The organism is Burkholderia sp. JPY481, assembly GCF_038900515.1.
Classification (GTDB): domain Bacteria; phylum Pseudomonadota; class Gammaproteobacteria; order Burkholderiales; family Burkholderiaceae; genus Paraburkholderia; species Paraburkholderia youngii.
Genome location: NZ_JAYMRT010000004.1, coordinates 206,481 through 228,225, shown reverse-complemented (window position 1 = coordinate 228,225; position 21,745 = coordinate 206,481). Strand labels below are relative to the sequence as shown.

Here is a 21,745-nt window from a genome sequence, read left to right as displayed (position 1 = left end):
TGCTCAGGCGGCGAGTCGGGAAATATCGGCGACGCAGTTCATCTGCTGATGCAGCGCGCCAAGCAGAGCCAGACGGTTCGCGCGCAACGCCGGGTCTTCCGCGTTGACCATCACGTCGTTGAAGAACGTGTCGACCGGCTCGCGCAGCGCGGCCAGTGCCGTCAGCGCGCCGGTGTAGTCGCGCACGGCCAGTTGCGATTGCACGCGCGGCGTCACCTGTTCGAGCTGCTCGTTGAGCGCCTTCTCCGCTGCTTCGGTGAGCAAGCCGGGCTGCACGCCGCCGTTCGTCACGCCTTCCGACTTCTTCAGGATGTTCGAGATCCGCTTGTTGGCCGCCGCCAGCGACGCCGCTTCGGCGAGCGACGCGAATTCGCGCACCGCGTCGAGGCGCGCGACGATGTCGTCGAGCCGCGTCGGGTTCAGCGCGAGCACCGCGTCGATTTCGCCGGCCGCGTAGCCGCGTTCGCGCAGCAGGCCGCGCAGGCGGTCCATGCTGAACTCGTAGATCGCTTCGGTGGAATCGGCGACGTTCGGCATGCCGGCGAATTGCGCATAAGCGATGCGCAGCAGATCGACGAAGTCGACGTTCAACTGCTTCTCGATCAGGATGCGCAGCACGCCGAGCGCATGACGGCGCAGCGCGAACGGGTCTTTTTCGCCGGTGGGCTGCAGGCCGATGCCCCAGATGCCGACCAGCGTTTCGAGCTTGTCGGCGAGCGCGACGACGGTGCCGGTCTCGGTGGTGGGCAACGCGTCGCCCGAGAAGCGCGGCTGATAGTGTTCCGAGCACGCGAGCGCAACTTCTTCCGGCTCGCCGTCGTGGCGCGCGTAGTACGTGCCCATCGTGCCTTGCAGCTCGGGGAATTCGCCGACCATGTCGGTGATCAGGTCGGCCTTCGCGAGACGCGCGGCGCGCGTGGCGCGCGCGACGTCGGCGCCGGTCATTGCGGCAATCGCGCCGGCCAGTCCTTCGAGCCGCTCCACGCGTTGCAGCGCCGAGCCGAGCTTGTTGTGATACACGACGTTCGCGAGCAGCGGCACGCGATCCGCGAGCGGCTTCTTCATGTCCTGCGTGAAGAAGAACTTCGCGTCGGCGAGACGCGGACGCACCACGCGCTCATTGCCTTCGACGATTTCGACCGGCGTCGCCGTCTCGATGTTCGACACGATCAGAAAGCGCGAGCGCAGCTTGCCATTCGCATCGGTCAGCGCGAAGTACTTCTGGTTGGTCTGCATCGTCAGGATCAGGCATTCCTGCGGCACCTGCAGGAATTCGTCCTCGAAGCGGCACTCATAGACGACCGGCCATTCGACCAGCGACGTCACTTCGTCGAGCAGCGCTTCGGGCATCACGACCTTGTCCTCGCCGGCATGCGCGAGCAGTTGCGAGCGGATCGCTTCCTTGCGCCTGGCGAAGCTCGCGATCACGCGGCCGCGGTGTTCGAGCGTTTCGGCATACGACTGCGCGTGCTGGATCTGCACGAAGCCTTCGGACAGGAAACGGTGGCCGAGCGTGGTGTCGTCGGCGTCGATGCCGAGCGCGCTCACCGGCACGATCTGTTCGCCGTGCAACGCAGTTAGACGATGCACCGGGCGCACGAACTGCACGCTCGAGCCGTCCGGGCGCTGATACGTCATCACCTTCGGAATCGGCAGTTTCCCGAGCGTTTCGTCGAGCGCGGCTTGCAGGCCGTCGGCGAGCGTCGCGCCCGGCGCCGCGTAGCGCAGGAAGAACGCTTCGGCTTTACCGTCCTGCGCGCGTTCGAGGTCGTTTACCGTGAAGTCGGGGAAGCCGAGCGCGGCGAGTTTCTTCGCGAGCGGCGCGGTGGGCTGGCCGTCTTTATCGAGCGCGACGGAAACCGGCAGCACTTTTTCGCGCACGTGTTTTTCCGGCGCGACCGCGCGCACGTTGTGAATCGTCACCGCGAGACGGCGCGGCGTGGCAAAGCGTTCGAACGACGGTTCGCCTTCGATCAGGTCGCGCGCCGCGAGGCGCTGCGCAATGCCTTCGGCGAAGGCGTCGCCGAGACGCGCGAGCGCCTTCGGCGGCAGTTCTTCGGTCAGCAGCTCGACGAGCAGGGTAGCGTGTTGAGATTGAGTCATTGGTTGAAGTTCTCGTCAGTCCTGGTCGATCTTGCGTTCGACTTTCAGCGGCGGCGCCCACGCGGGCATCGCGGCGTCCTGCTCGTCGGTGGTGAGGCCGGGCACGCCATGCACCGGATTGCCGAGCATCGGGAAGCCCAGCTTTTCGCGCGAGTCGTAGTAGGCCTGCGCGACCAGACGCGACAGCGCGCGAATCCGGCCGATGTACGCCGCGCGTTCCGTGACCGAAATCGCGCCGCGCGCGTCGAGCAGGTTGAACGTGTGGCCGGCCTTCAGCACGAGTTCATAGGCGGGCAGCGCGATCTGCGCATCGATCATGCGCTTCGCTTCCGCTTCGTAGCTGTTGAAGAACGTGAACAGCAGATCGACGTTCGCGTGCTCGAAGTTGTAGGTGGACTGCTCGACCTCGTTCTGGTGATACACGTCGCCATAGGTCAGGCGGCGCAGTTCGGGGCCGTTCGGGCCTTGCTCTTCCCACTCGGTCCAGACGAGGTCGTAGACGTTCTCGACCTTCTGCAGATACATCGCGAGGCGCTCGAGCCCGTAGGTGATTTCGCCGAGCACCGGCTTGCAGTCGAGACCGCCGACCTGTTGGAAGTACGTGAACTGCGTCACTTCCATGCCGTTGAGCCACACTTCCCAGCCGAGACCCCACGCGCCGAGCGTCGGATTTTCCCAGTCGTCTTCGACGAAACGCACGTCGTTCTGCTTCAGGTCGAAGCCGAGCGCTTCGAGCGAGCCGAGGTACAGGTCGAGAATGTTTTCCGGCGCGGGCTTGAGCACCACCTGGTACTGGTAGTAGTGCTGCAGACGGTTCGGGTTCTCGCCGTAGCGGCCGTCTTTCGGGCGGCGCGACGGCTGCACGTAGGCGGCGCGCCACGGCTCGGGGCCGATTGCCCGCAGAAACGTATGGACGTGGGACGTGCCCGCGCCGACTTCCATGTCGATCGGCTGGAGCAACGCGCAGCCCTGCTTGTCCCAGTAGGACTGCAAGGTCAGGATGATTTGCTGAAACGTGAGCATGAAGTGCCTTTCGGGCATGGGGGGCCGTGCGGCGCGCGCCTAAGCGCGCGAGCGGGCCGTGGAGCGAAGTGCTAAACCCGAGATTTTAACGGAAAGGAAGGGGGGCGGCCCGTTTTGCGGGGGCGGACGGACCGCGATGCGGCTTTTGGGCGACAGGCGGCGCGGCGAGGCTCCGCGCGCACTCAGCTCGCCGCCAGCTCCGCCTTCGGCGAGAACGAATCGCTTTGCGCGATCGGCCAGTACTTCTCGAACAGCGTATAGCGAAAGTTGCCGTTCAGCAGGTCGTTCGGTTCGAGATACTTGAGCAGCTCCGACATCAGCCGCACCTCATGCGACGACACGCGCCGCACGATGTGATGCGCGCGCAGTTCCGCCGGATGCCGAAGCCCGGCGGCCTGGATGATCTCCTGCAACGCGTGAAGCGTGTTGTGGTGGAAGTTGAACACGCGATCGGCCTTGTCCGGCACTACCAGCGCGCGCTGGCGCACCGGGTCCTGAGTCGCGACGCCGGTTGGGCAACGGCCGGTATGGCAGGTCTGCGCCTGGATGCAGCCGACCGCGAACATGAAGCCGCGCGCCGCGTTGACCCAGTCGGCGCCGATTGCGAGCGTCTTGGCGATATCGAACGCGGTGATCATCTTGCCGCTCGCGCCGATGCGGATGCGCTGCCGCAAACCGATGCCGACCAGCGTGTTGTGCACGAGCAGCAGACCTTCCTGCAACGGCACGCCGACGTGATCGGTGAATTCGAGCGGCGCCGCGCCGGTGCCGCCTTCCGCGCCGTCCACGACGATGAAGTCCGGCAGGATGCCGGTTTCCAGCATCGCCTTCGCGATCCCGAAGAATTCCCACGGATGCCCGATGCACAGCTTGAAGCCGGTCGGCTTGCCGCCCGACAGCGTGCGCAGCCGTTCGACGAATTCGAGCAGCTCGCGCGGCGTCGAGAACTCGGAGTGCGTCGCGGGCGAGATGCAGTCGCGGCCCATCGGTACGCCGCGCGTCTCGGCGATTTCGGGCGTGATCTTCGCGGCCGGCAGCACGCCGCCGTGACCCGGCTTCGCGCCTTGCGACAGCTTCACCTCGATCATCTTCACCTGCGGCTCGGCGGCCTGCTTCGCGAACTTCTCGGCGTTGAAGGTGCCGTCGTCGTTACGACATCCAAAATAACCGGACGCGATTTCCCAGATGATGTCGCCACCATGTTCGCGATGATATTTGGACATCGAGCCTTCGCCGGTGTCGTGAGCGAAGTTGCCTTTCTTCGCGCCGAGGTTCAGCGCCATGATCGCGTTGGCCGACAACGAGCCGAAGCTCATCGCCGATACGTTGAAGATCGACATCGAATACGGCTGCGCGCGATCGGGACCGACGACGATGCGAAAGTCGTGACCGTCGAGCCTGGTCGGCGCGAGCGAGTGGCTGATCCATTCGTGCGCGACCGCCTTCACGTCGAGCTCGGTGCCGTACGGGCGGCTATCCACATCGTTCTTCGCGCGCTGGTAGACGATGCTGCGTTGCGCGCGCGAGAACGGCTTTTCGTCGGTGTCGTCTTCGACGAAATACTGGCGGATCTCCGGCCGGATGAATTCGAAAATGAAACGCAGGTGGCCCCACAGCGGGTAGTTGCGCAGGATCGCGTGGCGCTGTTGCGTCAGGTCGAACACGCCGAGCGCGACGAGCGCGGCCGGCACGATGATCCAGAACCACGACAGGCGATGCGTCGTGGCGAGCGCGGCACATACCGCGGCGAGCGCGATTGCGCACCACATGGCCAGATAGCGTCGAGAAAACATGGGGACTCCAGTGCGGTGAAGATCATTGCGGCGGGATCGTCCGCGCGAGGGGCGCGTGCGGTATCCGCCGCGAAGGAAAACTGGCGGCTGCGGGTCACGGCGCGGCGTGGACCGGCGAAGCCCGAAGATGAGTCCTGCGAATGGAAGCCGAGCGTCGTACGCGAAGGTGAAGCGGGTGTGACCGCGCCAGGTGGGGAAAACAGGATGAACGGCGCGCGCGTGTCGGAGTGGCGTGACCCGCCGCGCGCGCCGCTACGCATCGCTCAACGCGCGCCGAGCAGCGCCGCTTTTTGCCGCGGGGCTTGCGGCTCGTCCTGCGATGCGCGGTGCGGCTGCTTCGGCTTATGCGCCTGCTTGCGACGCTGCGCGCGAGTTTGCTTCGGCGCCTGATCCAGCGGCAGCTCGGCCGGTTGTCCGGTCATCGCGTGTTCGATGATGCCGCCGCCGAGGCACACGTCGCCGTCGTACAGCACCGCCGATTGTCCCGGCGTGACGGCCCATTGCGCGGCGTCGAAGGTCAGCTCGAACAGGCCATCGCCCGAACCGCCTGCCGCCGCGGCGTTGAACGTGCACGCCGCATCGGCCTGCCGGTAGCGCGTCTTCGCGCCGCACGCGAAGCCGTCGGCCGGCGGCTCGCCCGCGACCCAGCTCGTGTTGCCCGCCGACAGCGTATGGCACAGCAGCCACGGATGATCGTGCCCCTGCGCGACGTACAGCGTATTGGTCGGAATATCCTTGCCCGCGGCGAACCACGGCTCGCCGCTGCCGTCCTTGCTGCCGCCGAGACCGATGCCCTTGCGCTGGCCGAACGTGTAGAACGCGAGGCCGATGTGCTCGCCGACGATCTTGCCGTCGGTCGTCTTCATCGGACCTGGCTTGGTCGGCAGGTAGCGGTTCAGGAAGTCGCGGAACGGCCGCTCGCCGATAAAGCAGATGCCGGTCGAATCCTTCTTCTTCGCGTTCGGCAAGCCGATCTGCGCAGCGATCTCGCGCACTTTGGTCTTGGGAATTTCGCCGAGCGGGAACAGCGTCTTCGACAACTGCGCCTGGTTCAGCCGATGCAGGAAGTACGACTGGTCTTTCGTATGATCGAGCGCCTTCAGCAGCTCGAAGCGGCCGTCGCGCTCGTGGTTCTGGCGCACGCGCGCATAGTGGCCGGTCGCGATGGTTTGCGCGCCGAGCGACATCGCGTGATCGAGAAAGGCCTTGAACTTGATTTCGGCGTTGCACAGCACGTCCGGGTTCGGCGTGCGGCCGGCCGAATATTCGCGCAGGAACTCGGCGAACACGCGGTCTTTATATTCGGCCGCGAAGTTGACCGCCTCGACGTCGATGCCGATCAGGTCCGCGACCGACACCACGTCGATCCAGTCCTGGCGCGTCGAACAGTATTCGCTGTCGTCGTCGTCTTCCCAGTTCTTCATGAACAGGCCGACCACGTCGTAGCCCTGTTCCTTCAGCAGCCACGCGGTAACCGACGAATCGACGCCGCCCGACATGCCTACTACGACTTTACGCTTGCTCATAAGGTACTCACTGGGTGCTGCATGACTGCATGGATCTTGTGGGGGCCGCTCGTGACGGCCTTATCGCTTCGGCCCGACCGAATGGGTATGGACGAAGTCGAGCGGGAAACGCCGGCCGGCCAGGTAATCGTCGATGCACTGCATCACGAGCGGCGTGCGATGCCGCTCGGGGCACTCGCGCAATTCATCGGCGCTCATCCACAGCGTGCGGACGATGTCGGGATCGAGCGAACTCGCCGGGTCCGGCTCGCCGCCCGCGCCGCAATAGGTGAAGCGCAGGTACGTGGTGCCCGCGCGGTCCGGCCGCTCGAAGTGGGTCATGTACATGCCGACGAGCGCTTCGGGCGCGAACGGATGGGCGGTTTCCTCGAACGTTTCGCGGACCACCGCTTCCAGCAGCGATTCGCCCGCCTCGAGATGGCCGGCGGGCTGGTTCAGGCGCAGGCCGGCGGCCGTGTGTTCCTCAACCAGCAGGAAGCGCCCGTCACGCTCGACGATCGCCGCGACGGTCACGTGCGGCAGCCAAGTTTCCGGTTTCATGGGTGCGCATTTTACCGGTTATGCGCGCCGGCTGCCGGGTGCCGCACCGACCCCTGCCGGGCAATGGCCGGCGCAAGCTCCCGGCCGGTTCGCGGCGGGTTCGCAGCACGTTCGCGACCGAATCGCAACAGTTTGGCGGTCTGCCGCGCATTCGCATCGACCCCGATATTGGCGGCGTGACGGTTTCGGTTAAAGTGGGGCCTGCGTTAGCCGTTGCATGTGCAAGCCGGCGAGCCTCGTCGGCAGATCTGTCGTCAAACAGGAAGTCGAGGAGGAACAACGATGCACATCGGAGTGCCAGCCGAAACGCGCGCGCATGAAACCCGCGTTGCCGCGACGCCCGAAACGGTCAAGAAATACGTGGCGCAAGGCCACCGGGTCACGCTTCAAAGCGGCGCCGGCGCCGGCGCGAGCTTTCCCGATGACGCCTATACGGCCGTGGGCGCGGAGATCGTCGACGCCGCCACCGCGTTCGGCGCAGATCTCGTCCTCAAAGTCCAATCCCCCACCGACTCCGAACTGCCGCTGCTCAAACGCGGCGCGACGCTCGTCGGCATGCTCGACCCGTTCAACGCCGAGAATGCGGGCAAACTCGCCGCGGCGGGCGTCACCGCATTCGCGCTCGAAGCCGCGCCGCGCACCACGCGCGCGCAGAGCCTCGACGTGCTGTCATCGCAGGCGAATATCGCCGGCTACAAGGCGGTGCTGCTCGCGGCGACGCTGTATCCGCGCTTCATGCCGATGCTGATGACCGCGGCCGGCACCGTGAAGGCCGCGCGCGTGCTGATTCTCGGCGCGGGCGTGGCCGGTCTGCAGGCGATCGCCACCGCGAAGCGCCTCGGCGCGGTGCTGGAGGCGTCCGACGTGCGCCCGGCCGTCAAGGAGCAGATCGAATCGCTCGGCGCAAAATTTCTCGACGTGCCCTACGAAACCGACGAGGAGCGCGACGCTGCGCAAGGCGTCGGCGGCTATGCGCGGCCGATGCCGCCGTCGTGGCTCGCGCGCCAGTCGGCGCTCGTGCACGAGCGCGCGAAGCAGGCGGACGTGATCATCTCCACCGCGCTGATTCCGGGCCGCCCCGCGCCGACGCTGCTGTCGGTCGAAACCGTGCAGGCGATGAAACCGGGCTCGGTGCTCGTCGACCTCGCGGCCGGCCGCGGCCCCGAAGTCGACGGCCGGCGCGGCGGCAATTGTCCGCTGACCGAAACGGACCAGGTGGTGGTGCGCTATGGCGTGCAGATCGTCGGCTATACGAATCTCGCCGCGATGGTGCCCGCCGACGCATCGTCGCTATACGCGCGCAACCTGCTCGACTTCCTGAAGCTGATCGTCACGAAGGAAGGCGTGCTGAATATCGATCTCGCGGACGACATCGTCGCGGCCACGCTGCTGGCCCGCGATGGCCAGGTCACACGCAAAGCATAGGGAGACCGAAGATGGAAGTCCTCAATCACACGGTGATCAACCTGATCATCTTCGTGCTGGCGATCTACGTCGGCTATCACGTGGTCTGGAACGTCACGCCCGCGCTGCATACGCCGCTGATGGCGGTGACCAATGCAATTTCGGCGATCGTGATCGTCGGCGCGATGCTCGCGGCGGGTCTCACGGTGGGCAGTGCGGGCAAGTTCTTCGGCACGATCGCGGTGGCGCTCGCGGCCGTCAACGTGTTCGGCGGCTTTCTCGTCACGCGGCGAATGCTGGAGATGTTCAAGAAAAAAGAGCCGAAGAAGCTTCCGGCTGGCGGCAAGGAGGGTGCGTAAATGAGCCTGAACGTCGTCACGTTGCTGTATCTGGTCGCGTCGGTCTGCTTCATCCAGGCGCTCAAGGGGCTGTCGAATCCGAAGAGCGCGCGGGCTGGCAATACCTTCGGCATGGTCGGCATGGCGATCGCGATTCTGACCACCATCGCGCTGATCTCGCGGCAGGCCGAGGTACTCGGCTCCAATCTCGGTCTCGGGCTCGGCCTGCTGCTGTTCGGGCTCGTGATCGGCGGCGCGATCGGCGCGTTCGTCGCCGCGCGCGTCGAGATGACCAAGATGCCCGAGCTGGTCGCGGCGATGCACTCGCTGATCGGTCTCGCGGCCGTGTGCATTGCGTACGGGGTCGTGTCGGAGCCGGCCGCGTTCGGGCTCGTCGATCCCGAGGTGCCGATCGAGGGCTTCCTGCCGTACGGCAACCGCATCGAGCTGTTCATCGGCACCTTCGTCGGCGCGATCACTTTTAGCGGCTCGGTGATCGCGTTCGGCAAGCTGTCGGGCAAGTACAAGTTCCGGCTGTTTCAGGGCGCGCCGGTCGTCTACGGCGGCCAGCATCTGATCAACCTGATGCTGGCGCTCGCGATGCTCGGCTTCGGCGTGCTGTTCTTCCTCACGCAGTCGTGGCTGCCGTTCATCATCATGACGATCATCGCGTTTGTGCTCGGCGTGTTGATCATCATTCCGATCGGCGGCGCAGACATGCCGGTGGTCGTGTCGATGCTGAACTCGTACTCGGGCTGGGCGGCGGCGGGCATCGGCTTCTCGCTGAACAATCCGATGCTGATCATCGCCGGCTCGCTGGTCGGGTCGTCGGGTGCGATCCTGTCGTACATCATGTGCCGCGCGATGAACCGCTCGTTCTTCAACGTGATCCTCGGCGGCTTCGGCAACGAGCCGGGCGCGGCCGCGGGCGGCGCGGCGGAGCAGCGTCCGGTGAAATCGGGTTCGGCCGATGACGCGTCGTTCATGATGGGCAACGCCGAAACCGTCGTGATCGTGCCGGGCTATGGGCTGGCCGTGGCGCGCGCGCAGCATGCGTTAAAAGAGTTGACCGACAAGCTGGTCGAGAAGGGCATCGAGGTGAAGTACGCGATCCACCCGGTGGCCGGCCGCATGCCGGGGCACATGAACGTGCTGCTCGCCGAGGCCGAAGTGCCGTACGACATGGTCTACGAGATGGAGGACATCAACGGCGAGTTCGGCCAGGTCGACGTGGTGCTGGTGCTCGGCGCGAACGACGTGGTGAATCCGGCCGCGAAGAACGATCCGAAGTCGCCGATCGCGGGCATGCCGATCATCGAGGCGTACAAGGCGCGCACCGTGATCGTCAACAAGCGCTCGATGGCGGCGGGCTACGCCGGGCTCGACAACGATCTCTTCTACATGGACAAGACGATGATGGTGTTCGGCGACGCGAAGAAGGTGATCGAGGACATGGTGAAGGCGGTCGACTGATGCGGTCGCTGTGAACCGGTGTTGGGATCGCGGTGCATCACCGCGATCCCTTTTATCTTTTCGGCCTCGCGTTCAGATACCGCAGTAAATCCGCGAGCCGCCTGCCGTCCTGATCCGGATACGTCTCGAGCACCGTGAGATCGCGCATCTTCTCGAGCCCGAAGTTGCGGAAATCGCTGCGCAGCTCGCACCATGCACCGAGCGTCCAGCGCGCGCCCCAGTACGCGAGCGCAAGCGGCCAGACGCGGCGCTCGGTGTCGGCGCCGTTCGCGTCCGTGTACGCGAAGCGCACCACCTGGCGCGTATCGATCGCGCGATGCAGCGTGTCGAGCTGCGCGGAAAAATCACTCTTGATGTGAAACGACGGCGCGAAGATCGCGAGCCGTTCGAGCGCCGCGCGCTTGTCGGCGGGCATCGCCGATGCGATTTTGGCTAGCGCGCCGCGCGCGCCGCTCGCGAAGCCCGCGCCGCCCCACGATTCGAGCATGCGCGCGCCGGCGGCGAGCGCGGCGAGTTCGTCGGCGGTGAAGGTCAGCGGCGGCAGACTCGCCGAGCGCGACAGCCGATAGCCGATGCCCGCTTCGCCTTCGATCGGCACCCCCGACAACTGCAGATCGTGCACGTCGCGATAGACCGTGCGCAGCGAGATGTTCAGCCAGTCGGCCAGTTGCTTCGCGGTGGTCAAGCGGCGGCCGCGCAGCAGCTCGGCGATCTGGAACAGGCGGTCGGCGCGGCGCGTCATCGTGGGCGTCGGGTAGAGGAGGAGGGGGACGGTCCCGCGATGATAGCGCCGCATGGCGGCCTTCGGTTGGGGCGCGGTGGCTGCGGATGCGCCTAGCCGTTGGTGCGCGAATGCAGCCCGACGCGGTTGCCTTCGGTGTCGGTGAAGAACGCGATATAGCCGATGTCCTGCGGCAGCTTGATCACCGGGCCGTCGGTCTTGCCGCCTGCCCGTTCGATGCGCTCGAGCGCGGCGTCGACGGTGGGCTGCGCGTTCAGGTAGACGGTGACGCCGTCGGCGGCGGGCGTCATCGACGGACTATGGACGATCGCGCCGCCGGTCGCGGGCTCCTCGTAGCTGAACACGGCGATCGGCTGGCCGCCGATCTCCTGGCGATTCAGCGGGGCGTCGAGAGCGGCTTCGTAGAAGCGCACCGCGCGATCGAAATCGACGGACGGGATTTCGAACCAGGCAACCACTTTGGGCAATGCGGACATGACACTCTCCTTCGGTTGGCAGTAGGCCGTTCAAGCGCCGGATGGCGTGAGAAGGAGTGTGCGGGGGTGCTGCTGACAGCGTGGTGGCAGTAGGGTGGGGAACGGGTAGCCTGCTCTTCGAGCGCGCTTTCGAAGGAAGGGAAACAGCGCGACGTGGCGCAATAAAAAACCGCGGCACGAGATCCGCGGTTTTGATGTCGACTTGCCCGACCGGCGTAGCGTCAATCGGCCTGCGTATCGCCCTGCGGACGCTGCCGCACGCTGCCCGCGATCAGATCGAAGCGGAACAGCCGGCATTCGAGCGCGCCGTTGAAGAGCGGCGTCTTCGTCGATTCGCGCAGCCGCAGCTGCCCCGGCAGCTTGCGATCCGACGTCAGGATGAACGCGTGCCATCCGGCAAAGCGCTGCTTCAACGCATTGCCGAGCAACTGGAAAAACTCGCTGTCCGGCGCTTCTTCCTGAATGCGGCGGAAGCCGTCGTCGTCGCGATTGCCGCGGCCTTCGCGAAGCTCGCCGCGCGCATTGCGGCCGCGCACTTCGATCCGCTCGCCATACGGCGGATTCGCGACAAGGATGCCCGGCGCCGAGGTAGGCGGCGTCATGTCGCGCGCGTCGAGCTGCTTGAGCGCAATGGCCGGCAGCCCCGCGCGCTCAAAGTTCGCGCGTGCTTTTTCGAGCATGTCGCCGGAGATGTCGCTGCCGAAGATCTGCAGATCGGCGCCGCGCGAGCCGCGCGCCGCGTTCTTCGCTTCGAGCGCGGCGCCCCGCAGCGTTTGCCAGGTCCGCGTATCGAACTGGATGAACTTTTCGAAGCCGAAGCGTCGCTGCACGCCCGGCGCGATGTCCAGCGCGACCTGCGCCGCTTCCGCGAGAAACGTGCCGCTGCCGCACATCGGATCGTAGAGCGGCGTGCCCGCCTGCCAACCGGACAGACGCAGAATGCCCGCCGCAAGGTTCTCGCGCAGCGGCGCAGCGCCCTTGTCGAGACGCCAGCCGCGCTTGAACAGCGGATCGCCGGACGTGTCGAGGTACAGCGTGCAGTCGGTCGCGGTCAGGAACGCGAACACGCGCACGTCGGGCATCGCGGTATCGATGCTCGGCCGCGCGCCGCTTTTTTCGCGCAGACGATCGCAGATCGCGTCCTTCACGCGCAGCGTCGTGAACTCGAGACTGCGCAGCGGCGACTTGATCGCGGTGACGTCGACGCGCAGCGTCTCGTGCGCGGAGAACCACTGCTCCCAGCGCTGCTCGAGCGCGAGCGCGTAGATGTCCTGCTCGCTGCGATAGGGCCGCTGGGCGATTTTCAGCAGCACGCGGCTCGCCAGACGCGAGTGCAGATTGGCCGCCATGCCGGCGGCCCAGCCGCCGCGGAAATGCACGCCGCCCGGCACCTGCGCACCGGCCGTGAACGGGGCGCCGTTCAGATGTTTGGCGGCAATTTCGGCGAGTTCGGCCGCGAGCGGAGCTTCGAGCCCGCGCGGGCAAGGAAGGAAGAAATCGAAGGACATTGAGGTTGCCGCAAGGCGTTGGATAAGGCGCTATTGTACGCGGTCGGGGTCGGCGGGCCGGCGCGATTGGCGCGCCGGGACGTCGTTTGCGTCGTTTGTCGTTGCTTGATCGCGCCTCGTGTACCGCCGGGGCCGGCGACGCCAGCAGGCATGCGGACGCCGTTAAGCTCGCCGCGCCGCTGGGCCTATCAGGCGCCGGCTCCCGCGGCGGTTCCCGCCGAAGGGCAGGGCGGCACGGCCGGCGCCGCAGCCGGCCTGGACGAAGCCGAACTCCGGCCGGTCGTGTTCGTGGTAGCGACGGCTGCTGCCGCCATCGCGCGCACGCCCGTCGCGATCTGCGTCGACACTTCCGCGAGCGCACGCCGATGTCCGTCGACGAGCGAGTCGTAGCCGCCTCCGACCGTCTCGCTGACCACGCTGCGACACGTCATCACCGCATTGCTGCGCACGGCCCGCACGCTCCACACCGCATCGATCAACGCATGCGAGCCGGGCCACGACTCGAAGCGCTGCACGTTCATCGCGATCCGGTAGACGGCCGCGTCGTCGGGGTGCGCGGTGCCGTACGTATCGATGGTGCCGAGCTGCTGCGTCAGGTTGGTCGACAGCGCGCGGCGGATTTCATCACCGGGCAGCGACGCCCAGCGCTCCTGTTCGAGCAGTTGCACCTGAGTCGGCCCGGTCTGCACGACCAGCTGGTTTCTCGCCACCTGCGGCGGCACGTTGACCGGCGCGACTTCGATCAGCCACGCGGGCGCGGCGGCCGTGCGCGCGGCGGCGGCTGCGCTGTCCGCGCCACCCAGCGTATAGAAACGGCTCGACGGCGACGAGCACGCCGCGATCGCGAGCGCCGCGGCCAGTGCGGCGCCATACACGACGCCGCGCACGGCACCGCGCACGAGCGCGCGCCGCGGACGAGGGAGCCGGGCAAACATCATGGTTTATCTCCTGATTTACCGCGCAACAACGATTCGGGATGACGCTCGAGGTAATCCGACAGCGCATTCAGCGACTGCAACGTGCGCGTCAGTTCCTGCAACGCCTGATGAACGTCGGACTGCATCGGCGAATCCTGCTGCAAGGTTGCCTGGGCCGAATTGAAGGTCTGCTTCGCGGCGCTCAGCGTGTCGCGCGCCTGCGGCACGACTTCCTTGTCGAGACGCGAGAACAGCTGATCGGCGTTCTTCAGCGCGGTGTTCAGGTTCGCGCCGATCTGGTCGAACGGCACCTTGTCGAGCTTCTTCGCGATGTCGGCGACCTGCAGCTGCAATTCGTCGAGCGTGTTCGGAATGGTCGGCAGCTCGAGCGGATCCTTCGTGACGTCGACCTTCGCCGGCGCCGCTTTCGGGAAGATATCGAGCGCCACGTACAGCTGGCTCGTGATCAGGTTGCCGGTGCGCAACTGGCCGCGCAGACCATGCTTGACGAGCTCCTGCAGCAGGTTCTCGCCGGCGAGCGAGCCCGGCTGCGGCGCGCTCTCGCGGAAGCGCTTGCCGAGGCGATCGGGGTACACGTTCAGCGTGACCGGCATCGTGAAGCTCCGCGTCGTCGGATCGTAGTCGATACCGATATTGGTCACCTGGCCGAGCACGATGCCGCGGAAGTCGACCGGCGCGCCGATCGACAGCCCGCGCAGCGACTGGTTGAAGTTCATCACTACACGCAACGGGACGCCGTCCGGTTCCCGCATCGCGTCCGCTTCGTCCGAAGCGAGGCGGAATGTCTGGTTGTTCGGCGCCTGCGGGCCCATGTTCTGGCCGGGCGGCGACTGGAACGACAGACCGCCGACGATCACCGTCGCGAGCGACTGCGTGTTCAGCTTGAAGCCGCTCGAATCGAGCCGCAGATCGACGCCGCTCGCATGCCACCAGCGCGTGTTGGTGCCGACGTACTGGTCGAACGGCGCCGACACGAACACCTGCATCGTCACGCCGGTGCCGCTCTTGTCGAGCGAGAAGCCGACCACCTGGCCGACCTGCACGCGCCGGTAGAAGATCGGCGAGCCGATGTCGATCGAGCCGAGCGACTCGCCGTGCAGCGTGTACTGGCGGCCTTTCTGGTCGCCGGTGATGGGCGGCGGCGTTTCGAGGCCGACGAAGTTGCTCTCGCTGTCGCTCGAGCGGCCCGCGTCGGCGCCGATGTACGCGCCCGACAGCAGCGTGGTCAGGCCCGATACGCCGCTCGCGCCGACGCGCGGACGCACCACCCAGAAACGCGAGTCCTTGACCGCGAACTTGCCGCCTTCCTTGGTGAGCTGCACCTGCACGAGCACGTGCGACAGATCCGGCGACAGCGTGATGGTCTTCACTGAACCGATGGCGACGTCCTTGTACTTGACCTGGGTCTTGCCCGGCTCGAGCCCTTCCGCGCTGATGAAGCTGATCGTGATCACGGGCCCGCGCTCGGTCACCGACCTGACCACGAGCGCGATGCCGATCAGCGCGGCAATCAGCGGAATCACCCAGACGAGCGACGGCAGCCAGCGGCTGCGTGGTTCGATGTCGGGGTCGGGCAGTTGGGGCGGCAGTTTTGGTCCGTTCGAATCGTTGCGCGGCGCGTCACCTGAAGCGGGCGTCGGTCCTTGCGGGCTAGTCATGGTCGAGATCCTGAGGTGTTGGGGTACTGCTTTCCACGGGGTCCCAGATGAGGCGTGGATCGAATTGCATGGAGGCCAGCATCGTCAGGATCACAACCGAGCCGAACGCGATCGCGCCGGGCCCGGCCGTGATCACGGCCAGCGATTTGAAACGCACGAGCGCCACGGTGAGCGTGACGACGAACACGTCGAGCATCGACCAGCGGCCGATGCGCTCGACCATCCGGTACAGCGTCGTGCGCTGTTGCGGACGCCAGCGCGAGCGGCGCTGCGCGGTGATGGTCAGCAGCACGAGCACCGAGAGCTTCAGCATCGGCACCATGATGCTGGCGATGAACACGATCACCGCGAGCGGCCAGTCGCCCGAGGTCCAGAAATAGACGACGCCGCTCATGATGGTGTCGTCCTCGGAGCCGAGCAGCGATGACGTATGCATCACCGGCAGCAGATTCGCCGGAATATACAGCAGCGCCGCGGCGATCAGCAGCGCCCACGTGCGCATCAGGCTGTCGGGGTTGCGCGAGTGCAGATGCGCGCCGCAGCGGCTGCAGTGCTGCGGCGTGATCGAGCGGATGCGCGGTTCGACGCGCCCGCACGCGTGACAGGACACGAGGCCCGCGCGTTTCGCGGTGACGTATTTCATCGCGGGCTCATCCTTCGCGCGGCGCGGGCGGCAAGCCGGGCGGAGGAGCGCTGCCGGCGGCACCGTCAGCGCTGCCACCCGTCGAGCCCGCGACGTGCGCGGACGGCGCCGGCGGACCGGCGAGCGAGCCGAGCGCGAGCGCCGCGCTGTCGGCCGACGTGCGCGGCAACGGCCGATCGCCGCTCGCGTCGATCTCGTCGGCGACATCCCACAGCACCCGCGGATCGAACGTCACGACGACCGCGAACATCAGCGTCAGCGCGCCGAACGCGAACAGCGCCGCCTCGGGGATCACGCGCGCGAGACTCACCATCTTCACGATCGTGATCAGCACGCCAAGCATGAACACTTCGATCATGCCCCACGGCCGCACGAACTGGATCGCGCGCAGCACGCGATGGAAATGCGGAGGCACATAGCCGGAGCGCAGCGGCACCAGCACGTACAGCAGGGCGACGAGTTCGGTGAGCGGAAAGAGGATCGTCGAGCAGAACACCATCACGGCGACGATCTCCATGTCCTCGCCCCACAGCGCGACGAGCGCGCCGAACAGCGTGGTCTGTGAGGTGATGCCGTTGGTTTCCAGTTCGACGATCGGAAAGCCCTGCGCGATCACGAACGTGATCAGCGCGGCGAGCGTCAGTGCGCAGATCGCGTCGAGCTTGCGCGATACGCCGCGAAAGAGCGTCGCGCGGCAGCGCGGACAACGCGCGGCGACGCGCCCGACAAGCCGTGGCTTGCGGAACAGCGTATCGCATTCATGGCATGCGATCAGGTTGTCATGTTCCATGCGGCAGATGGGCTAACGGCGTAGTGGCGGCGTGCAAGGCCTGCTCTTTACGAGGGAAGGGGCGGCAGCGAGCAGCAATAGTACCAAACGCGGCCTTGCGACCGACGCGAAGCGCGCGCGGCGCGCTCCGGCGTGCTGCGCTGCAAAATTCGGGCCCGTTTCGCCGACGCGCTGCAGCCAGCTTTGCGCGCTTGGGGTAGCATGGCGCCCGTGGTACCCCCCGGCCGCCTTTTCTGGTGATGATGCCGGCCGCATCGGCCGAATCGGCCGCCGCGGGCGCGCGCGCCGTGCTGGTCCGCAGCAGTGATCGCGGAATAGCCGGCCGCGGCGCGCCGTTAACTTCTAACAGCCTGCGTTGATCTGTCATGACACTCAATCCATCGTTCGGTACCCGGGAGTCGTACACGCGGACCGCCATCGCGTTTCACTGGCTGATCGCATTGCTGATCGTCTGCGGCTTTGCACTCGGCTGGGTGATGACCGACATTCCCGGTTTCACGCCCACCAAGCTGCGCTATTTCTCGTGGCACAAATGGATCGGCGTGACCGTGTTCGCGCTCGCGATCGTGCGCATCCTGTGGCGCGCGACCCATGCCGGACCGCCGATGCCGCGCCGCATGCCGACCTGGCAGCGCGCCGCCGCGCATCTGACGCATCTGTTGCTGTACGCGCTGATGATCGTGATTCCCGTGTCCGGCTATCTGTATAGCTCGGCCGCGAACGTGCCGGTCGTCTATCTCGGGCTGATTCCTCTGCCGCGAATCATCGCGCCCGACCCGCACCTGAAAGAACTGCTGAAGACCCTGCATATCGCGTTGAATTACACGCTGCTCGTGCTGGTCGCGCTGCACGTCGCGGCGGCGCTCAAGCATCAATGGCTCGATCGCGACGGCCTGCTGTCGCGCATGATCCCCTTCCTCAAATAAGGACAACCATGAAGGTTTCGTTTTATCGCTACATGCTCGCCGCATTCGCGGCGGCGTCGCTGAGCGCCGCGGGCGCGGCGCTCGCGCAGGTCGACGTCGCGAAGAGCTCGGTAACGGCCACCTCGAAGCAGATGAACGTGCCGGTCGAAGGCAAGTTCAACAAGTTCACCGCGCAGGTCAGCTTCGATCCGGCCAAGCCGACGGCCGGCAGCGCGCAGATCGATATCGACGTCGCCAGTTACGATCTCGGCGACGAGAGCTACAACGAGCAGGTGCGCGGCAAGGAATGGTTCGACGCGAAGACTTTTCCGCGCGCGACGTTCGTGTCGAGCGCGATCGCGCCGGCCGGCGGCAATCAGTTCAAGGTGACCGGCAAGCTGACCATCAAGGGCAAGTCTGAGACGGTCGTCGTGCCGGTCACGGTGAGCCAGCAGGGCGCGACGCAGACCTTCGACGGCGCGCTGCCGATCAAGCGTTCGCAGTTCGACGTCGGCACCGGCGAATGGAAGGACACGTCGGTCGTCGCCGACGAGGTCGTGATCAGGTTTCATATCGTCGCCGCGCACAAGTAACGCGCGCGGCGTTCGCGATGTGCGCCGCGCCACGTGGGGCGCGGCCGTTTTCCCACCGCAGGTTGCACCGCGATTTTCAACGCAAAACAGGAGCACGAATTGAAAACGTCCATGTTGATCGCTGTTGGCGCGCTGGCTTCGTCGCTGTCGCTCGGCGCCTTCGCCGCCGATACCTATATGCTTGATCCGATGCATACGTTTCCGAGCTTCGAGGCCGACCACTTCGGCGGTCTGTCGATCTGGCGCGGCAAATTCACGAAGACTACGGGCACGGTCACGCTCGATCGCGCGGCGAAGACCGGCACTCTCGAGGTCAGCGTCGATCCCGCTTCGGTGCAGACCGGCAACCCCAAGCTCGACGATCATCTGAAATCTGGCGAGTTCTTCGACGTCGCGAAGTATCCGACCGTGACCTACAAGGGCACCGAGATCAAGTTCGACGGCGACAAGCCGGTCGAGGTGATCGGCAATCTGACGATTCGCGGCATCACGAAGCCGGTGAATCTGAAGGTCGATTCATTCAAGTGCATGCAGCATCCGGTGCTCAAACGCGAAGTGTGCGGCGTCGAGGCGAGCACCGAATTCAATCGCGCCGATTACGGCATGGACTTCGGCGCGAAGTACGGCTTCAGCATGCAGACGCGCTTGCATATCCAGTCGGAAGGCATCAAGCAGCAGTAAGCGCGAGCCGCTGTCGCGATTCGATTCGCGCTGCATCGCAACACGAAAACCGCTTCGGTCGTTCTCCGACGAAGCGGTTTTTTATCGCCGGTAGCGAACCACACGGCCATGCATGGCGCGCATTGACCCGCATCGGGCATTTGTCGCTCGCTTCACTTTTATTTTTTCAGTTAAATAGAGCGCACGAGTCATGCCGGGGGTGCGCGTTGCCGGGATGGCCAACGCGGACGTCACGCGTTGTTTCGAATAAATATTTCGCGCAGCACAGGAGATCTGGATGAATGCAACGACAGCAGCAAGCGTCGCGGGAAGCCGGCAGAATTCGTGGCGCGCGGTGGCGGCCGCCTCGATCGGCAACGCGCTCGAATGGTTCGACCTCGTGGTCTACGGCTTTTTCGCCGTGACCATCTCCAAACTGTTTTTTCCGGCCGGCAACGACACCGTGTCGCTGCTGCTGACGCTCGGCACCTTCGGCGTGTCGTTTTTCATGCGGCCGCTCGGCGCAATCGTGATCGGCGCGTACTCGGACCGCGCCGGGCGCAAGGCGGCGCTCACGCTTTCGATTCTGCTGATGATGAGCGGCACGCTGATCATCGCGATTCTGCCGACCTATCAGAGCATCGGTCTCGCCGCGCCGCTGATCCTCGTGCTCGCGCGGCTGATGCAAGGTTTCTCGGCCGGCGGCGAGTTCGGCAGCGCAACCGCGTTTCTCGCCGAGCACGTGCCGGGACGGCGCGGCTTCTACGCGAGTTGGCAGATGGCGAGCCAGGGCCTGACGACGCTGCTCGCGGCCGGTTTCGGCGCGTTGCTGACCGGCGGGTTGTCGCCCGAGCAGATGACGTCGTGGGGCTGGCGCGTGCCGTTCTTTTTCGGTCTGCTGATCGGACCGGTCGCGTTCTACATCCGCGCGAGGCTCGACGAGACGCCCGAATTCCTCGCCGCCGAAACGACGCAGACGCCGCTGCGCGACACGTTCGCAACGCAGAAACTGCGACTGGTGATCGCCATGGGCGTGGTGATCCTCGGAACGGTGTCCTCCTATCTGATGCTGTTCATGCCGACTTATGGCGTGCGGCAACTGGGGCTCGCGCCGTCGGTCGCGTTCGCGGCGATCGCGGTGACGGGTCTGATCCAGATGGTGTTCTCGCCGGTGGCCGGGCATTGGTCGGATCTGCATGGACGCACGCGCATCATGCTGGGCGCGGCCGTGCTGCTGTTCGTGCTCGTCTATCCGGCGTTCGCGTTCCTGATCGCGCATCCGAGCTTCGGCACGCTGATCGTGTGGCAGATCGTGTTCGGCCTTCTCGTCAGCGGCTACTTCGGCGCGACGCCGGGCCTGCTGTCGGAGATCTTCCCGGTGCAGACGCGCACGACCGGCATGTCGCTCGCGTATAACATCGCGGTGACGATTTTCGGCGGCTTCGGGCCGTTCATCATCGCGTGGTTGATCAGCGTGACCGGATCGAAGGCAGCGCCGAGCTACTACATGATGTTCGCCGCGCTGCTGAGCATCGCGGCGCTGATTGGCGCGCGACGCAAGCTGGGGTTCCGCTAGGTTCGAGTCGGTAGCGGCCGCGCACGGCGTAAACGCAAAAGGCCGGTTCGACAGAACCGGCCTTTTTTATTCGCGCAATCCTCAGCGACTACGCACGCATCAAACCTGCGCGCCCGCGTTCGGATCCTCCGGATTGTGGCTTTCTTTCTTTTCCTTGATCAGGTCTTCGCGCTTGACGCCGAACCACATCGCGAGCGCCGCGGCGACGAACACCGACGAGTAGATACCGAACAGAATACCGACCGTCAGCGCGAGCGCGAAGTAGTGCAGCGTCGGCCCGCCGAACAGGAACATCGACAGCACCATCATCTGCGTACAGCCGTGCGTGATGATGGTACGCGACATCGTGCTGGTGATTGCGTGGTTGATCACTTCCATCACGCTCATCTTGCGTTCGCGGCGGAAGGTTTCGCGAATCCGGTCGAAGATGACCACCGACTCGTTGACCGAATAGCCGAGCACCGCGAGAACCGCGGCCAGCACCGACAGCGAGAACTCCCACTGGAAGAACGCGAAGAAGCCGAGAATGATCACGACGTCGTGCAAGTTCGCGATCACGCCGGCGACCGCGTACTTCCATTCGAAGCGGAACGACAGATAGATGACGATACCGATCACCACACACGCGAGCGCGAGCAGACCGTCGGTGGCGAGTTCCTTGCCGACCTGGGGACCGACGAACTCGACGCGCTGCAACTGCACCTCGGGCGTATCGGCCTTCAGCGCGCTCATCACCTGCTCGCTCTGCTGTGCGGACGTGAGGCCCGGCTTCAGCGGCAGACGGATCAGCACGTCGCGCGCGGTGCCGAAGTTCTGCACCTGCGCGTCGGCATAGCCGAGCTTGCCGAGCGTGGCACGCACCGGGTCGAGCGGCACCGCGCCCGGATACTGAACCTCGATCACCGTACCGCCGGTGAATTCCACCGACAGATGCAGCCCGCGATGCACGAGGAAGAACACGGCGGCGAGAAAAGTGATCAGCGAGACCGCGTTGAAAATCAACGCGCGCTGCATGAACGGAATGTCTTTGCGGAAACGGAAAAATTCCATGGTCTT

General features: G+C 65.6%; 20 protein-coding genes. 7 read left to right on the top strand and 13 right to left on the bottom strand.

Annotated features, from left to right (window positions below; genetic code table 11):
- Nucleotides 1–3: 3 nt before the first annotated feature.
- The 5 genes from glyS to VSR82_RS13010 form a co-directional block, all read right to left on the bottom strand.
- Nucleotides 4–2,103: a glycine--tRNA ligase subunit beta gene (gene glyS / locus VSR82_RS13030; protein ID WP_429460898.1), complete on the bottom strand. Its 2,100-nt coding sequence runs from the start codon at nt 2,101–2,103 to the stop codon at nt 4–6.
- Nucleotides 2,104–2,118: 15 nt separating this feature from the next.
- Nucleotides 2,119–3,126 carry a glycine--tRNA ligase subunit alpha gene (gene glyQ / locus VSR82_RS13025; protein ID WP_013088411.1) on the bottom strand — a complete coding sequence of 336 codons (1,008 nt, stop codon included), beginning with the start codon at nt 3,124–3,126 and terminating at the stop codon, nt 2,119–2,121.
- Nucleotides 3,127–3,308: 182 nt separating this feature from the next.
- A complete protein-coding gene (locus VSR82_RS13020; protein ID WP_368584508.1) occupies nt 3,309–4,919 on the bottom strand; it encodes an FMN-binding glutamate synthase family protein in 1,611 nt (536 codons plus the stop codon).
- Between the two features lie 263 nt (nt 4,920–5,182).
- Entirely contained in the window at nt 5,183–6,445 is a 1,263-nt protein-coding gene (mnmA, locus tag VSR82_RS13015) for a tRNA 2-thiouridine(34) synthase MnmA (protein WP_429460896.1), read from the bottom strand.
- Nucleotides 6,446–6,505: 60 nt separating this feature from the next.
- Nucleotides 6,506–6,985: an NUDIX hydrolase gene (locus tag VSR82_RS13010; RefSeq protein WP_368584510.1), complete on the bottom strand. Its 480-nt coding sequence runs from the start codon at nt 6,983–6,985 to the stop codon at nt 6,506–6,508.
- Between the two features lie 282 nt (nt 6,986–7,267).
- Between VSR82_RS13010 and VSR82_RS13005 the strand changes: the two genes are divergently transcribed.
- From VSR82_RS13005 to VSR82_RS12995, 3 genes are read left to right on the top strand one after another with little or no spacing between them, the layout of a single operon-like run.
- Nucleotides 7,268–8,410, top strand: a complete 1,143-nt coding sequence (locus VSR82_RS13005) for a Re/Si-specific NAD(P)(+) transhydrogenase subunit alpha (RefSeq protein ID WP_429460893.1) — start codon at nt 7,268–7,270, stop codon at nt 8,408–8,410.
- An 11-nt stretch (nt 8,411–8,421) separates the two neighbouring features.
- Nucleotides 8,422–8,748: an NAD(P) transhydrogenase subunit alpha part 2 gene (locus tag VSR82_RS13000; RefSeq protein ID WP_176379007.1), complete on the top strand. Its 327-nt coding sequence runs from the start codon at nt 8,422–8,424 to the stop codon at nt 8,746–8,748.
- A complete protein-coding gene (locus VSR82_RS12995) occupies nt 8,749–10,200 on the top strand; it encodes an NAD(P)(+) transhydrogenase (Re/Si-specific) subunit beta (RefSeq protein ID WP_429460891.1) in 1,452 nt (483 codons plus the stop codon). It begins immediately after the preceding gene.
- A 52-nt stretch (nt 10,201–10,252) separates the two neighbouring features.
- On the opposite strand, the gene VSR82_RS12990 is transcribed toward VSR82_RS12995, so the two are convergent.
- From VSR82_RS12990 to VSR82_RS12960, 7 genes are all read right to left on the bottom strand, one after another.
- Entirely contained in the window at nt 10,253–10,996 is a 744-nt protein-coding gene (locus VSR82_RS12990; RefSeq protein ID WP_429460889.1) for a helix-turn-helix transcriptional regulator, read from the bottom strand.
- Nucleotides 10,997–11,034: 38 nt separating this feature from the next.
- Complete coding sequence (locus tag VSR82_RS12985; RefSeq protein ID WP_368587607.1) at nt 11,035–11,418, bottom strand: VOC family protein; 384 nt, start codon at nt 11,416–11,418, stop codon at nt 11,035–11,037.
- A gap of 221 nt (nt 11,419–11,639) precedes the next feature.
- Complete coding sequence (locus tag VSR82_RS12980) at nt 11,640–12,926, bottom strand: THUMP domain-containing class I SAM-dependent RNA methyltransferase (protein WP_429460886.1); 1,287 nt, start codon at nt 12,924–12,926, stop codon at nt 11,640–11,642.
- Between the two features lie 188 nt (nt 12,927–13,114).
- Nucleotides 13,115–13,864 carry a PqiC family protein gene (locus VSR82_RS12975; protein WP_368587609.1) on the bottom strand — a complete coding sequence of 250 codons (750 nt, stop codon included), beginning with the start codon at nt 13,862–13,864 and terminating at the stop codon, nt 13,115–13,117.
- Entirely contained in the window at nt 13,861–15,522 is a 1,662-nt protein-coding gene (locus VSR82_RS12970; protein WP_429460884.1) for a PqiB family protein, read from the bottom strand. Before VSR82_RS12970 ends, VSR82_RS12975 begins: the two co-directional genes overlap by 4 nt.
- Nucleotides 15,515–16,165 (bottom strand): paraquat-inducible protein A, encoded by a 651-nt coding sequence (locus VSR82_RS12965; RefSeq protein WP_368594701.1) that lies wholly within the window; start codon nt 16,163–16,165, stop codon nt 15,515–15,517. Before VSR82_RS12965 ends, VSR82_RS12970 begins: the two co-directional genes overlap by 8 nt.
- 7 nt (nt 16,166–16,172) lie before the next feature.
- Nucleotides 16,173–16,955, bottom strand: coding sequence for a paraquat-inducible protein A (locus tag VSR82_RS12960; RefSeq protein WP_368587612.1), 783 nt, complete (start codon nt 16,953–16,955; stop codon nt 16,173–16,175).
- A 365-nt stretch (nt 16,956–17,320) separates the two neighbouring features.
- On the opposite strand from VSR82_RS12960, the gene VSR82_RS12955 reads away from it, so the two are divergent.
- The 4 genes from VSR82_RS12955 to VSR82_RS12940 all read left to right on the top strand — a co-directional run bounded on the left by VSR82_RS12955 (nt 17,321) and on the right by VSR82_RS12940 (nt 20,689).
- Nucleotides 17,321–17,881, top strand: coding sequence for a cytochrome b (locus VSR82_RS12955; protein ID WP_368587613.1), 561 nt, complete (start codon nt 17,321–17,323; stop codon nt 17,879–17,881).
- An 8-nt stretch (nt 17,882–17,889) separates the two neighbouring features.
- Nucleotides 17,890–18,453 carry a YceI family protein gene (locus tag VSR82_RS12950; RefSeq protein WP_429460881.1) on the top strand — a complete coding sequence of 188 codons (564 nt, stop codon included), beginning with the start codon at nt 17,890–17,892 and terminating at the stop codon, nt 18,451–18,453.
- Nucleotides 18,454–18,564: 111 nt separating this feature from the next.
- A complete protein-coding gene (locus tag VSR82_RS12945) occupies nt 18,565–19,134 on the top strand; it encodes a YceI family protein (protein WP_368587615.1) in 570 nt (189 codons plus the stop codon).
- A 277-nt stretch (nt 19,135–19,411) separates the two neighbouring features.
- Nucleotides 19,412–20,689: an MFS transporter gene (locus tag VSR82_RS12940; RefSeq protein WP_429460879.1), complete on the top strand. Its 1,278-nt coding sequence runs from the start codon at nt 19,412–19,414 to the stop codon at nt 20,687–20,689.
- 99 nt (nt 20,690–20,788) lie between these two features.
- Here the strand turns inward: VSR82_RS12940 and secF are convergent, their stop codons facing one another.
- Nucleotides 20,789–21,739, bottom strand: coding sequence for a protein translocase subunit SecF (gene secF / locus VSR82_RS12935; protein ID WP_368587617.1), 951 nt, complete (start codon nt 21,737–21,739; stop codon nt 20,789–20,791).
- Nucleotides 21,740–21,745: the final 6 nt, after the last annotated feature.

Coding starts and splice junctions, on each gene's coding strand:
- glyS (WP_429460898.1), bottom strand. CDS start 2,103: ATGACTCAATCTCAACACGCTACCCTGCTCGTCGAGCTGCTGACCGAA.
- glyQ (WP_013088411.1), bottom strand. CDS start 3,126: ATGCTCACGTTTCAGCAAATCATCCTGACCTTGCAGTCCTACTGGGAC.
- VSR82_RS13020 (WP_368584508.1), bottom strand. CDS start 4,919: ATGTTTTCTCGACGCTATCTGGCCATGTGGTGCGCAATCGCGCTCGCC.
- mnmA (WP_429460896.1), bottom strand. CDS start 6,445: ATGAGCAAGCGTAAAGTCGTAGTAGGCATGTCGGGCGGCGTCGATTCG.
- VSR82_RS13010 (WP_368584510.1), bottom strand. CDS start 6,985: ATGAAACCGGAAACTTGGCTGCCGCACGTGACCGTCGCGGCGATCGTC.
- VSR82_RS13005 (WP_429460893.1), top strand. CDS start 7,268: ATGCACATCGGAGTGCCAGCCGAAACGCGCGCGCATGAAACCCGCGTT.
- VSR82_RS13000 (WP_176379007.1), top strand. CDS start 8,422: ATGGAAGTCCTCAATCACACGGTGATCAACCTGATCATCTTCGTGCTG.
- VSR82_RS12995 (WP_429460891.1), top strand. CDS start 8,749: ATGAGCCTGAACGTCGTCACGTTGCTGTATCTGGTCGCGTCGGTCTGC.
- VSR82_RS12990 (WP_429460889.1), bottom strand. CDS start 10,996: ATGCGGCGCTATCATCGCGGGACCGTCCCCCTCCTCCTCTACCCGACG.
- VSR82_RS12985 (WP_368587607.1), bottom strand. CDS start 11,418: ATGTCCGCATTGCCCAAAGTGGTTGCCTGGTTCGAAATCCCGTCCGTC.
- VSR82_RS12980 (WP_429460886.1), bottom strand. CDS start 12,926: ATGTCCTTCGATTTCTTCCTTCCTTGCCCGCGCGGGCTCGAAGCTCCG.
- VSR82_RS12975 (WP_368587609.1), bottom strand. CDS start 13,864: ATGATGTTTGCCCGGCTCCCTCGTCCGCGGCGCGCGCTCGTGCGCGGT.
- VSR82_RS12970 (WP_429460884.1), bottom strand. CDS start 15,522: ATGACTAGCCCGCAAGGACCGACGCCCGCTTCAGGTGACGCGCCGCGC.
- VSR82_RS12965 (WP_368594701.1), bottom strand. CDS start 16,165: ATGAAATACGTCACCGCGAAACGCGCGGGCCTCGTGTCCTGTCACGCG.
- VSR82_RS12960 (WP_368587612.1), bottom strand. CDS start 16,955: ATGGAACATGACAACCTGATCGCATGCCATGAATGCGATACGCTGTTC.
- VSR82_RS12955 (WP_368587613.1), top strand. CDS start 17,321: ATGACACTCAATCCATCGTTCGGTACCCGGGAGTCGTACACGCGGACC.
- VSR82_RS12950 (WP_429460881.1), top strand. CDS start 17,890: ATGAAGGTTTCGTTTTATCGCTACATGCTCGCCGCATTCGCGGCGGCG.
- VSR82_RS12945 (WP_368587615.1), top strand. CDS start 18,565: ATGTTGATCGCTGTTGGCGCGCTGGCTTCGTCGCTGTCGCTCGGCGCC.
- VSR82_RS12940 (WP_429460879.1), top strand. CDS start 19,412: ATGAATGCAACGACAGCAGCAAGCGTCGCGGGAAGCCGGCAGAATTCG.
- secF (WP_368587617.1), bottom strand. CDS start 21,739: ATGGAATTTTTCCGTTTCCGCAAAGACATTCCGTTCATGCAGCGCGCG.